This window comes from Flavobacterium mesophilum (assembly GCF_039581405.1).
Classification (GTDB): Bacteria; Bacteroidota; Bacteroidia; order Flavobacteriales; family Flavobacteriaceae; genus Flavobacterium.
This window is the reverse complement of the sequence record NZ_JBCPXZ010000009.1, coordinates 33,299-49,867: the sequence shown is the minus strand read 5'-3', so window position 1 is coordinate 49,867 and position 16,569 is coordinate 33,299. Positions and strand designations below refer to the sequence as shown.

At 33.1% G+C, this 16,569-nt stretch carries 3 protein-coding genes; all 3 read right to left on the bottom strand.

Annotated features, from left to right (window positions below; genetic code table 11):
* Positions 1-88 precede the first annotated feature (88 nt).
* The gene (locus tag AAYQ19_RS21570; protein ID WP_343539252.1) at positions 89-1,792 is read right to left on the bottom strand and encodes a hypothetical protein; all 1,704 of its coding nucleotides are present in this window, start codon (positions 1,790-1,792) and stop codon (positions 89-91) included.
* Between the two features lie 86 nt (positions 1,793-1,878).
* Positions 1,879-8,748, bottom strand: coding sequence for a hypothetical protein (locus AAYQ19_RS21565; RefSeq protein WP_343539250.1), 6,870 nt, complete (start codon positions 8,746-8,748; stop codon positions 1,879-1,881).
* Between the two features lie 11 nt (positions 8,749-8,759).
* Positions 8,760-16,199, bottom strand: a complete 7,440-nt coding sequence (locus tag AAYQ19_RS21560; protein ID WP_343539248.1) for a hypothetical protein — start codon at positions 16,197-16,199, stop codon at positions 8,760-8,762.
* Positions 16,200-16,569: the final 370 nt, after the last annotated feature.

Below are 16,569 nucleotides of genomic sequence, written 5' to 3'. Positions count from 1 at the left end.
TTATAGTCAAAAGAGTTTAAATGAACACAGTTGCCAGAATTAACTTCCATTGTACTTTTAAAGATATTTTTTTTAAAATTTCTCATATTTATACTTTTAAGTTTCCTAACAAATAATATGTTCCTGATGTTCCCAGTTGTTCGATATAAGCGTTATAATTTTGTCCTTTGATTTTATACCCCACAGGTGTATTGATAGTTGTTCCAGAAGCTACAAATGTTACCACTCCTGTACCTGTTTGTACAAAACCACATTGAAAAGCTTGACCTAATCCTGCCGGAATTGTAATTGTAACATCATTTGCTCCATTATTTACAAAAATTGTAGCATCTAAATCGGCACTTGTCAACGTATAATTGCTAGAAGTAAAATTGGTTGGGTATGTTAATGTTTTTTGAATGTTATTGCTTGCAGGGGTAGACAAAACACTTTGCAAATATTCCTTTGTTACAATAGCTTTTCCTGATGCGCCGGCAATCAAAGTATTTGTTACACTTGGTAAAGTAGCCAATCCATTTTTGAATACAGTAATGCCATCTTTTCTGGCTGTATCTGATGTTCCGATACCAATGTTAAATATTTTATCTGTTAATACTACATCTGAAGTAGATCCAGGAGTGTAAATTGTAGAATAAATCCCTCCTGAAATCTCACCAAATGAAAGAGCCTGATTATATACACCATTTAATACGGTACTAAAATTACCTATGGCCTCGTTAGAGGTTCCTGTGATAACACTAGATCTAAATCCTGACGCTGTATTATCTCCTCCAGAACCAATAAAAGAACCATTAGAAGTAACTTTATTAAAACTTCCACCCGTAATTACACTTGCTTCTGAATTGTTCTCGATAGTGTTAGTATCTCCACCAAGAATAGAGGAATAATATCCTTTATTAATATTTCCATTACCTCCAACTATGATGTTACTACCGCCAATAACGGTTAGAGATCCAATAATTTGATTTCCGGCACCGCCACCAATAAAAGAAGATCTTCCATCAGAACGTTCTGAGATACTATTTGATGTTCCTGAAAAAATCCCTGAATATTTACTTTGAATAGTATTCCCATATCCTCCACCAATAATTGCTCCCTCAGAATATTGATTAATAGATTGATTTTCACCGTTAAGGATGGTAGAATACCATGCTTTAGCACCATATTCATCGCTGGCATAGTAAGATTTACTAAAATCAATAGCAGCAAAACCAATTGGGCCATAATTTAAAGGGTTTCTGTCTTTTAAAACAATTCCATCTCCATTGCCTTCCTCAATTTTTTTGAATGGAGAAGCGACAAGATCTGTGATATCTGTATCGGCTGGAGTTTGACTAAAATTTTTGTACCAATAATCTACTTCAATGTTTCTATCACTTAAAGGTTCAGAGAAGGTAATAACGCCAGTGTCATAATTGATGCTATAATCATTTAAGTCTCCTTCTTCTTCGTCTCCTTCTAATAAAAGTTGCCCATTCTTGTAAACTCTAACACTGTATTCAATTGGTGCATATGTTAATGGTAAAGTAATAATCTGATCTAAATTAGCGTCAAAGTTTTCTTTGTAAGGCATATAGCAGTTACCTGTAATGATTCCTAAGTTTTGTAAACCGGAACGTAACAACTCTGGTGTTACATAATGCTCTGTATCAGTTCCAGCCTGAACCATTTGAAAGTCTGCCTTATCTTGTTCTTTATGAACGAAACTATCAAAAATATCCTGAAAATCACTTTGGGAAGGAATATCGCCGTTTTCAAATTTATGACCAATGTTAGCTCTGTCTGTTATCATGATGTTTTATTTTATTGTCGTGTTATAATATTTATTTGATTACTTTTTGAATCCCAATAAATAATTTCATTGGGATTCGATTAGATTTAAAGAGTTAGAATTTTTTCTTCACTACTGAACATTCCTGAAGAGTTTACAGCAATCATTTTAAAATGATGGTAAATTCTCTCGCCATCATCTGTTTTAATGATTAGTTCGTCACTGTAAGAGTTAATATCATTAAGAGGAAGACTAACTGTATAATTGTTAGAAGCAATCTCATGAATTTTATCCCAGTTCCCTTGGCGATTCATTTTGTATAAAAGATATTTACCATTATGAACTGTTTTTTCCCAGTTAAAAATTACTGGTTTCAATACCGAGGCATTTATTTCGGAAATCTCTCCAGACGCTTGTAAATCAGGAGACTCAGGCGAAACGGCATCAACAATAACTGTGGCAGTGATTTTTGATGGTTGTGATGGTGAGTAATCGATATTAATAACACTATCATCGCTATAAGTTGGATCAGCATATTCAATTTCTCTCGAAACAGTGATTCTGTAAAAAAGACCATCTCCATAAGGAACAAATTCTAGATCTTCAAATTCATCATAAACACTCCAGATATTATCAAATTCAGTAGACAGAGTATCTTCGCTCACTAAAACTTCTTTAACAAGAGTCATCGTTCTTATCGATTGTGCATCAAGCATTGACGTTGCACGATAAATATTTATTTTTTTAATATTATGTTCTGGGCGATACGGATTTAGTTCGATTTGAATCGCAGGTTTAATTCCTAAAACAGGATTTTCCAAAACAGGCATGATTCTTTTTATTTCTGGAGTTTGTGGTGCATTAGCCTGTACTAGTTTTACTGGTCCTAAAAACAAACCAAATTCACTAAAATTCATTTTAATATCCATTTCACGAACGCCATAAAAATAAACGTTCTGTGATGTTCCATCTAAGTTGAAATCAGTAAACTGTGTTATATGATTTACAGGATCTACGATTTTCATCATTGGGGCAATATCACATTCTTCAGGTTTTAAAAGATTTCCGTCTTTGTCTTTGATTGTTTGTTTTTTATTGATAGGCACATAACTATTATCTTTAATAAAATCGTAAATAACCGGTACTTCAGTAAGAGGTACAAAAGCAGTATGAATGGCCTGTTCAATAAAATGGATGGCTAATAGATTGTCTTGAATTCCGTCTTTATTAGAAATTATAATATCGTTAAGAGCATTTAGTTTTTCAATAGTAGGCACATCTTTTAGTTGTGTTTCATTGTGCCATTTGATAAATTCATTAATTGAATCGATTAATTGTTCATTGTCAGGAACAGGCAAGCGAAATTTAAGTAATTCATCACCATCAGTAGGATATTCTTGATATTCGACTGGAATTCTTACCGGAGCTGGAATTGGCAACTGGTCATGAGGTAGCAAGTCACTAGGATTTAATTCTTTATTAAGTTGAATTAATGCATCAAAATTTAAAAAATTCTCCCATCTGTTACCAAAAAATGCTTCGTTGTTGCCTCCAAGTTGACTTAATTTTTCACGGATTAGATTGATAGTACTTCTTTTGTACAAGACACTTAGCAATCCTTCATCACTGGCTCTATAATGTAAAGCGCCATAAGGTTTTTGCTTGTATTGAGTAGTAAAAGTGTAAGTTGAGCGCTTAAAGTAATCTGGTCGTGTAGCATATAAACCACCAATAGGCTGTTCTGGTCGCATAGGTTCTACAACTTTTACTGCATACATTGGGCTTGGTGTACTGATCGATGAATTATAGTTATAATTTACCGTATTAGAATTACCGTGCGTACTAATACCAATTATTGAATAATGGATGTCTTCATCTTCTCTTGGAAGAATTTTATCTGATGTGATACCATTTGCTGGATTTGCGAAAAGATTTACTTTGTAACTTGGATAAAAATTAGCTTTTTGAGATACATAATCATCATATTCAATCTCAACCTCGTCGTTATTTTCATTAAGTTCCTCATATTCAGTCTGATCGATCGCGCCAATAATTTCATCATAATTTGGATCCATCATTTGTGTTGTAAAATCATCTATTTTGAAATCAGTATCATTGATATAGAGTACTAAAGCCTTAGTTTTTCCAATGTTTTTAGTTCGAACTACTTTGAACTCTTTTCTTGGTTTTACTGGAATTGAGCTCCCTACTTCGCTTGAACTTTTCGTAAATAATCGTACAATACCATTAAACCATTCTACTGATTTTTCTGTGCTATCAGGATCATATTGGCTATGTTGAGGTAAGTGAAAATCTTTGAAAATAAGTTTATATAATCCTAAATGCCTTTTGCCTAGTACAATAACATCTTCAGTTAATGGGTCTATTTCATATTCTCCAGTTTCTTTTCTTTTATATGCAATTTCTCTAACTCTTTCAATTCGAACATTTTCCCAAATCCCTCTGGTTTTTTCTACTTGTAATTCAGCTTTACCCTGATTGTCTTTTGGTTGAATCAGCTCTCTGTTAATTGTTTTAAAATTATCAGGAACATCAACTTTTATAGTTAAGGGGCTTGGTGCATTCCAGTTAGAAGGCGTCAACATATTTTCAACCAAGGCACATAATCTGTTATCTGGAATCGTAATAGGTTTTATTTGTTCAGAATCGATAGTTGCAGTACCTTCAGAAACAATGCTTGTAGCAACTTCCTTGTTCATTATGTCTACCTTAACAACATCATCAATAATACTCACAGCCGTAACAATAAAGTTTTGATCGCCAATGGTTAAAACTCCTCCAACAAAACGATCTTTGTTAGCTAATGTAATATTCAAAGGAATTTCTTCACCAGTACTATAAATCGTATATCCTTCAATAGTAACAGTTGATATTACACGATCACTTGTGGTTTCAATACTTTTAATTTTAGCACTTGCTATTTCAGGTAAACTATCTCTAAAATAAAGATTAAAATAATCTGCAAATAATTCCTCATCATCCTTATAAATGGTATTTTTATTATAAACACTATTTATATTGTCAGGGCCTTCAATATTCAGATTTTCAGGGACTGTATAATTTACTAACTCTTGAACAGTATAATAATCAAAAAGAACACGAATAAATGTTTTATCAGCTCCAGCAATGTTATCGTAACGTATTTGTTCATTGGCAGATGTAAACATTAACGGACTTTCCTTAGTTACCAACAATGAATTGATATTTGCAGGAGGCATCAAAGTATTCTTAGGTTGAATATTAGAAATAATACTTTTTTGTACACCCGATGATGCTCTTGAAAAGATATTTATACCATAAGCTTGATACTTGAATTCTTTATTGAGACCAATATCTTCCTGACGGACATTTAAGAATGCTTTGTGTGATTCAGGAATGACAATAGGATTTGGTTCATCGTTAGATACTACTAAATCTTTATTGACATTTTTATAATTAGAATCACTTGCTAATTCAGGTTTTCTCCAAGCAGACTCATTACCAACTTTGTAATCAACTCCTACATAAATAGGAAAAGTAAATTTGCTTCCGTCATATTCTATCGAAGAATCAAAGAATGTATTGCTGGAACTATAATCCATGATATCTTCCATGAATAAACTCACATATCTTTTCTTTCCATCAAAGCTGTAACCGTCCTTATCAGTAATTTTTGCTGGTTCATTTCCTTCATCATCAACATTTAGACCAGGTGCAATATTACTAATTTGTATAGGAAGAGGTAAACGCTCATCATACGCTGAAGTTGGGATACTCATAGAAATATGTTGTACTTCTCTAGCCCCTAAACCATCATTTAAATCGCCAAAAGTGGTGTATTCAGTAAGATAAACAAACTGGCTTGAATAATCAGTGTCATCAATATCTATAAAACCTAAGCCCAACATACGCGCAATATGATAATCATTTGCTGCGATATTTAATAAGTCAAGGTGAGATAACTGAGTTGTATTATCAACGTATTGTTGTTCTTCGCCTTCTAAAGGATCATTAATGGCACTTTCTCCTAATTTAACGTTTTCTAAAGCAGTAGGATTGTCTGAAGTTGAACTTAACTGTATGTAGCTATTAATTACTTCTTTTATATTTTTATCACCTAATTCTGTCTCACGTTGCCATTTATGTTTATAATTGGCAATGTTTACATATTCTCCATCATTATATTTAAGCCATTTTCCGTGAACAGAATTTAACTTTGGTTCTAATTGCGTAAATACTTTATTGTCGTCCAGACTTAATCCATATTTTCCTTTTAATTCCCATGTTTCATAATAATTGGCTTGTTTGATGAAGTCAGAATAAAATTCAAAATAAATATAACTCAATACGCAGTTACTAGCTTTAAAACGAATGCTGCGACCATTTTCTGCAACAACGTTAATGTTTCTCTCTTCATCACCCAAAGTGAACGTTTTTCGAGTTGTAACTTTTTTTACTGCTGACGCCGTATTATCAGTAACAGATAAAGTTTCTAATCTGCAAACACTGTTATCAGACACTGAGTCAAAATACAAATTCGCAGCAAAATACAAGTCTTTTTTATTCTCAATTTCGATCAAGTTGTTGCCGTAAGCTTCAATAAATGCTGTGGGATCTTCCTTAGGATTATGACTAAGGCTTGTTAAAAGATATTTTGCTTTATTTTTGAAATAAACATAAAATACTTTTTTCTCACCATTATATGTCTCTATTGAATAGATCCAACGTGCATTTAAACGATCGACACTATTAGGAACTTCTGTTAAATCTAATCTTGTGGTTGATTGATAATAAGGGGCTTTGTATACCTTTACAAAATCATCAGGTTTATTGAAATTAGAAACGGGACCAGTATATAAATTTCCTTTAGGAAGATGTTTTTCTCCTAATTCACCTGCCAGCATCCAGCGTAAGTGGATACCTTTTGTACTATCATTTCCTTTTGAACCAGCAGCGATAATTTGCAAATTTGATGATTGTAGCGCTGTTTTTTCTGAAGTAATATCAATTGTGTATTTCTCTCTTATAACATTAAAAGGGATTTTGAATTGAAGTGGATTATTTACATTATTTAAAGTTATTAATTCTTCGTAATATCCCAGAAGTTTTGGTTTGCCAGTTACTCGAACATCAACTTCCAATTCAGAGTATGCTGGTATTGTAACTGTATCTTTTACGGTAAAAATTAGTCCGTTTATAGTGCTGAACTTATGAATTCTAGTTCCTGTATATAGTGTCAGATCTAGACGACTTTTATTTTTAAGCACCATAGTACCTGCATCTTTATTGACACGGATTCCAAGTACATAATTCGTAAAAGCTAAATTATTCTCAATAATTTCAACATTGGCTGAACAACCAACATGTTCTTGATCTAAATAAGCACTAAGTTCATTTAACTCCAAGTATAAGTCGCTAAAATCTAGGTGTTTTGTGAAATCAGCATCTAAGAAATTGTTATCTTCGGATCTTAAAATTGGATTTCTTCCTAAATAAAAATTTAGAGGTTTTAATAATTCATTTTGTATGGTTTCATAATTACTATTACCTGTAACTCCATAAACAAAAATATGTGATTTTTGATTTAAGGTATTGTATAGATTTTGAAGTACGCTAGTATCATTTACCTGCATACCATCTGCAATGATAACGACAAGATCTGGAATCAGAGATAAATTTTTTACACGATTTAATCCTGATGCCCAATAATCAGATTGGGCATCGACTTCTCTTGATCCAAATGCATAAATCCAATCATAAAACTCATCCGTATTATTCGCAATCTTTTTCTGAATAATATGATCGACCCTCAAATCATTGTCGCTGTGGGACATTCCAATTAATGAAAGGATTGTATTAGTTTCTTGTTGACTAGAAACAAATGAAGATAGTGCATTCTGTATTTGCTGAACTTCTAATTGAGATATAGAAGCTGATTCATCAACAACAATTGCCACATGAGTTTCACAACCTGAAAGTACTTTTTCTACTTCATAGCTGATTCTGAATTGACTAGGGTTGTTGATGTTTGAGATGTATATCAATTGCGAATAGTTACCACCGTAATAAATTGTGCCATCTACTTGAATTACAACTTGTGATGAAGACAGTGCAGGAATTGTTACAGTATTTTTGACTGTAAAAAACATTCCTCCCAAATTTGCTTCATAGTCATGAATTACGGTTCCTGCTTCTAAAACTAGGGGAATACGGCTTTTATTTTTAAGCACTAGATTACCCGCTTCCTGACTAACAGAATTTCCAACTTTAAAATTTGGATATAATAAATTGTTTTCAATAATTTCTACGTTAGCAGTGCAGCCAATATTGGCTGCTGCTAAGTCTGTAGTAAGTTGATTTAATTCAGTATTTAAAGTTGTAAAATCAGCTGATTCACTATAATCAGCAACTAATATAGAGTTGTTGCTATTTTTTAACAAAGGCGATTTTCCTAAGTAAAAAGTAAGGGCTGATTGCATATCTGTAAACGTATCTACATTTACCGCATAGTATTCAGATGTTACTCCATAAACAAATAGATGAGATTTTTGGTTTAAAGTACTGTATAAACCTTTCAGCGTATCGGTAGTGTTTACTTGTGATCCATCAGTAATTACAATAATAATATCTGGAGTAACAGGCAAGTTATTTACAACTTCTAAACCTGATGCCCAAAAATCAGATTCACCATTAATATTTCTATTGCCAAACGCAGTAATCCAATTTAAAAACTCCTGTTGATTGCCGGAAATTTTCTTTTGAATAATGTTATCTGATCTAAATGAATTATCAGCATTTGACATTCCTATTAATGAAAGCGTAATATTGCTGTCGGCCTGAGAATTGATAAAAGAAGATAATCCACTTCGAATTTGCACTGCTTCGTTAGTATCAATTGAACCAGATTCATCCACTACAATGGCGATATAGGTTTCACAACTCGAGGATTGATTCTCTTGAAGATTTATAGAACTCATTTTTTATTGTTTTATGTTAAATTTTCTAATTTTAATATCGTTACACTTTCGTCATTACGTAATGTTAATGGAACCGTATTGTCAGGTAATTTTTCACCATTATTATTCCATGTTCTTAATTCGAATCTCAAATTCAAATCAGAAGCAGTGATTTTTCGGCTACTATGCATAATAAGTACCTGAGCATAATCTTTAGAGTGTAATACCTTATATTCTTGATTAAAATCTGGATTAGTAATGACATCTGCTTCGCTATTAATTACTTTGATAGTATTAGATACCTCTTCTAATGGCATTTTAGGAATGTTAAACGGTTCTGGATTACGAACTAACAATGCTATTGTTTCACCCGTATTAGTATCGATGATACGATTGACTTCAGTTGTTTGAGCAGGGTCAAGAGGAGATAATTTTAAAACTCCTTCAATAGCGCGATCAAATACATGTTGGTATTTAGTAGCAATCGAATCTGTTAATGTATTAGGGCCAGATTCTCCCGCAACTAAATGATATAAGGCAGCAATTTGATCTTCTTCTAAGGTGGTAGTAACATCAAATAAAGCCTTGCGTGATTCCGTTTCATCAATAGTATAACTTAAGACCTGTTCTTGGAAGTTTTCGTATCTTGAAGTCTGAAATCCAAATTGATGTACTAGTTTTTGTTCATTTCCAAAAGAGTTATTTACCAATAAAGTATACAGTTTTGAAGGTTTTAGATTCCTTAGTTCTGCAGCATAAGCATATGATTTTGGTTTTAAAGGATCGCCAAGCTGTAATTCACATTTTATAACAGCATTCTCATTACTATTTGCGGGGTTGTTTATGGCTTCAATCAAATTGTTTAGTAATTTAATACCATTTGGAATTCTAGGATCATTATCGCTAACCCATCCTGTATCTTCGCCTTTATCATCTGGAGTTGGGAATGGATATGTAATTTCAGGATCTAATGGATAATCAATGATCAAATCATTTAAAGGATCTTTAATTGTAATGTTTAAAGCACCTTTAATTTCGTTTCTTGAATCGTATTCAGCCCAATCCTTAAGCATATGATATGTATATGGATTCGTAAAGTATAGTGATAACTTACATTGTTTGCTACCATAATATACAGGTTTAGCTTGCAGTAAACTTCCATCTGCGTTAGGATACGAACGATTATAATCTAAGTATTGTCTTAGTGAAGCCAAAGGTGATTTTGCTAAGTCTGATAAACCATTTTTTGGTGGGTTAGATTCTCCAGGACCTAATTTAGGATCTGGAATAGGGAAGTGGCCTACTGGTCCTAATGTTTTAAATCCGTAATAGTATTCAAACGTAACAGCTCCTCTGCCAGAAATATTATCTTCTAATGTAAAGTGTAAATAATATGTAGTATTTGGTCTCCAAATAGGTTGAACTGTTTTTTCAATTCCTGCAACCATAGCTTTTTTATCTTCTACGACTGCAGCATACGGTGGTATGTTTTGATTGTACAGATAGTTTTCTCTATTGATCCAGCAAACTTTTTGAATAAAAGTGGTGTATGTTAATTCTGGATCTTCATTAGGATCACTTCCGTTTGAACAAATAGAATCATTTATGGTAATTAATTTAGAGTTTTTAACTTTCAGTTTATGTTCAAAAGTATTGGTGTTACCAAGAGGCGTAACATTAGTAATCGCGCTAGTTAATGTTGATGTAATAGAAATGATATCACTTGCTTCTTGTGGATGTAACGCACAGTTGTCAAATTGATCGTTGAATAAAGAGAAGTACACGCCTTTTTCATTCGGTTTATTAGAAAGCATTAAGATCTCATTTGCCGATGGCTCATTATGAATGGTAATAATTGAAGCTGCGTCTGTGCTAGTACCTCTTTCAATCAATCTAGTAAGTTCTAAAGCAGTATTAAATACGAACATATATCTGCTGTTATATGCTATGATAGAATTATTGCTTAACGTGTTGTTAGATAGATAGATGGCAGAGTCGAAAATAGCATCGTTGGTAAAAATGTTAACAGAAGTGCCATTTATCGTAGCTAAACCAAATTTTCCATTTGCCATTTTAGTGGTTAGAATAATTTTACCATTCGCGATAACAGCATCTGTAATTTCAGAAATATTTACATCAGAAATTACCTTCGTAGTATTAACACTCACTGTTTTAGCAGTTGTATTGATACTAAAGTTGATGATTTTTTTATCTTTAGTAACTAAGCCGAATTCTGTAGTTGAATGCTCAATTAGTTTAATAGCCAGTTCATCAATTGTAACGCGATTAACAATCAAACGGTCATTTCCGTCTACCCAATTGATTTGAGTTTCATTCTCATTCTCAAGTGTATTTATCCAAAGTAAATCGTTATTTGTTAAAGCCAACAACTTATTAAAGCCTAATGAAAAAGTATTTGAATATTGTAATCCAAAAGTTTTATTCAAGTCTGCATCAAGTTCAAGAATTGCTGTTGAGGCAATAGGTCCATCACAACCTACGATAAAGTCGTCATCGATAATAGCCTCGTTAATGCCTTTGCATTGTTTGGCATCAAGTGCTTGAGTAACGACTAAATTGTCATTAACAACTTGCATTGAAGTCAGGATACCGTTAAATAAACGCTCTCGTACTATTTTCCCATTAGAATCAAGTTGAACAATTGCTGTTGTATTTACTTGCGGATGGAATGAAACTAAATACGTATCATTGAACTTAATAATCTGGTCAAATTTGTAAGAAGCTTTTCCTTTATATCCATAATAACGAGTGAAAGTAAGTTGATCCGGAAGTCCAACTGGAGTCGCATTATCATTACCTGCTTGTGTTTTAAGATTTTCTAATTCCTCCGTTAAGTCAATATATGCTGTTGAAGTAATTAAATTTGAAACTGCCGCTTCTTTATCTTCAATTTCATCATTCTCAAAGATAGCATCCAATAAAGCTGCCAATTCGGCGCGTATTTCGCTAATACGTTTCGCATTTGCAGATACGGGAGTAATTAAAATTTTATCAATTTTAGTTTTTGCATAGGCATCAGTTTCAGCTGCAAATAATGTAATCTCGCTTAATAATTCCTCTTTTGAATAAACTAATTCATTTGTTATTGGACCATTTTCTGTTTTCTTTAAATCGACTTCAATATATGTAGGGAATTTATCATTATCATTTAGTAATACAGCGGTATAGGCTTTAATTTTTACAATAGCAGCATGAGTAGTAAGCTTTAAAGTTGGCTCAATAGCTGCTTCAGGAAATATAATTTCTAACTGATTGTCATTTTTAAATGATAAAGATCTATTAATGCCAAAAGGATTATTTTCGCCAGTAATACTCATAAAATCTCCTTTTATAAGCGTTGGCTCTTCTTCTGTCAAATCAAGCTCCTGACCTGTACCAATAAGTTTAAAGTAAAGTCCGTTAATTTTATCCGCTTCATATTGAGACGGAATATAATAGCGTTGACCAATTTTTTTATTTAGGAAATCAGTGCATTCTTTTTTCAGTTTTTCTGATTCACAGAACAATTTGGACGGAGTGATTCCGTATTGTTCTGGAACATGCCAGCCAGGTTCACCTGCACTTGTAAAAGAGAATGGATTGGTTGCTAAAACTCGAATACTATCATATTGATCAATTGCTTTTTGCCAATAAGCCCATGGTAAATTTTTTAATTCGTCAGTACGTTCATCGCTTTCTACAACAGCTTCAAAAGGGCTATAAGTTTTCCAACTTCCAGTATTAGGATTAACAGGATCAATTACCCAAGATTTTAATTCAATCTCTTTAATAGAAAATTCATGTTTTACTTGACGGATTGGCCTACCTGCTGCTTTTTCGTCAGGTGGCATCATCAGAGTATAATTATTTGGTGGAGAAGTATACCCTCCAATTTTTTTAGTTACATCTGCAGTTTGTTTAACACCTTTTGATAATTTAATATCAATATAAGTATCCAACGGAATCGTTTGTGTAATTTCATTTACGTTAGGAATGCTTTGTGAGAAATATAGTGGAAAGGCCTCATTAGTAAGCATGTGCACACCTTTTACTGATTCTGTTGATCTATTGTCACCTTTCTCACCATTTGCTCCCTTATCACCTTCTGTTCCTAGAGGAAGTGGGCTATAAGCGCTACGATCAATAACTCTGTTAATATCCCATTGCAACTCGATTTTGAAATTTTTACGTACTTTAATAAAGCCAATTTTTACACGTACACTTAATTCTATTTTAGCATAAATCAAAAATGGTTTAAAGGACTCTACAGAGAAAATAGTATCTAAAACAATTTCGATGTTTATGATCCAGATATTAATCCTAATTCCACCACCAGCGGTTATATAACCACCCATTTGAGGACGCTTGAATGATATTTTTCCACCAAGTTCAAGATAAGCCCAGAGTTCTACTTTTGCTGGCCCGAAACTTTGTTTTAACTTGAAATCTAGTCTTGCTCCAGCTTCAATTCCTTGAGCCGAAATCATGATGAATGATTTAGCAGTAAATAAACTCAATACCCTTGCTGTAATAGGATCTTTTTTTGAACCTAAATTCACATACCAAGGTTTTTGATTTTTAAAGAAGAAGCCAGACTCTAACAAAGCGTGCAATTGGAAGATTGCTCCACTGTCTTTTGGAATACTAAAATCTGCTCCAGCGGCCAATTCTAGCGAATCATCTCCAAAAGCAACCATAGCAAAGAATGGAGGATTGCTTGGATCATCTTCAACAAGGCCCAATCGTCCAGCAATAACATTTAATCCCGCTTCAATATAAAATAAAGTAGGTAAGGACAATAATAGCATTGCTCTTAATGACAAAATATATCCACCATCAGCAGTAGTTCCAAATGTAGCTCCGGCACCAATAGAAAATGGTGCTTTATATTGCATAGAAGCTGGTGGACCACTAAACTTTCTAATATTTATACCAGGTTTTGGATGCTTGTAAAATTCATACCAAGAGTTGTCTTTAGTGAGTCCTGCGGCTTCTTTAGTTGCTACATATCTAAATCCTAATAAACCTCTAAAGGCCGAGATAGATAAAAATCCTAACGGAATAGGAGTAGGCAATTCGATATGAGCATCTACTAAAAATGCTGGATATTTAGGCATAAAACGCATTCCAACGCCACCCGAAATTTTAGCTTTAGGTAGTTTTAGCGAAACTTCTCCCATGAATTCCTGAGATTTCCCTGGTTCAGGAAGTGAAATCATACCATGAATAATAGCCATTGCCGATGAAGCAGTTGCTGTTCCCGGAATCATTAAATCGACTTCGATGGTTTGAATTCTTAAAAAAGAATCTTTTTCTCCATCATCAGTTGTATAATAGTATTTAACACCTTCACCACGAGCATCTAGTCCAAGTGGATTAATGCTGATTGCACCATCAAATCCCCAAAAGTTGTATTTGCGAGTTACACCATTTTTGACAATTTGAGTAGATCCAAAATTGATGTTTGATACAGACATTTGTACTGGACCAAGATTTAAAGAAAGATTTAAAGGAATAGGAATAGTCCCTCCTTCAAGTTCGATGTTTCCATCGCTATAAATACGAAGTTTTTCAATGATGATGCTTTGATCACCCATGAATTGCTTCATGACATCATTCGTGAATTTTACCTCACAAGCAGTTCCAATGTAGTAGTCATTATCTTCTTTTCCTAATTCTAAACTATTAAATTTAAAATTTACAAAATCAAATAAATTGGCCTGTGGTTCACCTCCTTTTTGAAATGAAGCAGTAAGGTTAAAATCGCCATCATCATGCAAATGCCCTTCAATATCAACATGCATTGGTTTGCCTTCAAGTGGATGTCCCTTTGGGTATTTGAATTTGTTAATTTCTAACGCTCCTTTAATATTAGAAGAAATAACCTTGTTTTGCTTGAATGAAATGTCAAATTTGTTGAAACCCACATTGAATCCTTTACTTGGAGATCCAATAGTTTTCCAAAGCGTATTATCAACTACAAGCTTGGATAAAAAGGCTTGATATTCTTTAGCATTTTTAAAAGTATAAACCGTAGACGGATTAACCTCTTGCGATATTAACGTTGACTTAGTTGTTAATTTTAGCGGATAACTAAATGGATATGCAATACTGCTTTTAGCATTTAATTCCTGTAAGTAAACAAGTAATTCATCATAATCTGCAATTTGTTTTATTTCGATTACCTCTGTCTCTTCATTTTCTTGAAGCATTGTAAGCGGATAATCAAAATCGAATTTATCGCCGAAATAACTAAAAACACCGGTAGAAACAGGAACTGTTTCCAGATAAATATCTCCTGAAAGCCCTCCGGTTCCAATCAATAAATCAGATGCACCAATTCTTAATGTTGTTGCTGTATTCCCTTGGCCTTCTTTTTGAAAATCATGAAACCATTTTGAAGGTAAAGTTACTGATGCGGCACGAGCATATACGCCAACAAAGTCTTTTGGTCTACCATCAGCATCAGCTTCTGCAATATTTGTTTTTTTGCTTAAATCGAGTTTTAAATTTTCTACCTGAATAAGCATTCCAGATTTCCCAATCTCACAAAATGGAGGAGACAACGTTCCCGCTAATTCTAAATTATAGCCCATTCCTGCTTCTGTATCGGCATAAAGAAGCGCTTTTGCAAATTGAAATCTAGCGATATGCGTTTCATCTTCATCTCGTTCAGTACCATTGTTTTTCCATGGGACTAATATTTTTCTTGGAAATTCAATTGCTGCAGCTAATTCAAGAGTTACTCTTGCTTTTGGCGTAATAATTTTTTTTATATATTCTTCAATATCATTAGGGATAAATGAAGAGAAAAAGGTTTTGACTTTAGCTTTAGTTTCAGATAAATCTGTAGATAGTAAGTATAGAGAGAATATAGCAGGAGCAACTTTTTTATCTAAAAGATTCACCTGAACAATTAGTTCTTGTAAACTATTGTCAGAAGTTTCATCAATTGCTATAGTAGTACCATATAAGGTATTGATATCCTGAACAAGTTGTCCGAATTTTGAAAGTGCAGGACTACTTTGAATTACAAATGTATTTATAGCTAACTGAATTATTTGTTCTTCAGAAATCTTTAAAACAGTTAAGGCAAGATCATAAAAATCTTCTACAGAAAATGAAAAGCCATTGGCATTAAAATATCTAATATAACGCATAACTTCCCATTCCCAGAACACTGTAATAGGGAAAGAAGATATGGTAGTGTCTTCATAATCAGGGTTTAGGACAAAGAAAACACCAGTACCAGGCAACTCTAGTGCTAATTTTGTTCTGCTTATAACATCTAAACTGTAAAAAGCGCTACTACCCGAAGTACTTTTAGAAGTTTGATAATCTTTATAATACATTTTTTGGAAAACGTCCTGAAGTCCATCTTTGATAAAACTTAAGAAATCCGGAAGGTCTTCTGGCTTCATTAAGTCCGATAGGGCTGGGTAGTATTTATATTCTGTTGGCGTTGTTGACATAGTTTTAATACTATTTGTGTTGTTATTGTATTTTTTTTGAACTGCCGTTTTGTAGCTTGCTTGACAGAGCTTCGTAGTTTTCTACAATCCTTTTGTTTATATCTCGTTGTGTAGTTTAATACTTTGGATTTGTAGAGTGCAATTATGAATAGCACAGATAATTGTATACGCTAGCAAACTTATTATTGTAAGTTTCAGGCTTTTGAAAATCTATACTTTGATGGATTATTGCTGTTTTTTCAACTTTACAGGGCAAATATGTGTTGAAATTTTTGCTTTAGAAATTAAATGCAAGGATGCTGAACCTATGTGTTTGTAGACTGTACAGAGTTGTACAGTCTACAAACATAGAATTATTTTAGAATTGTAA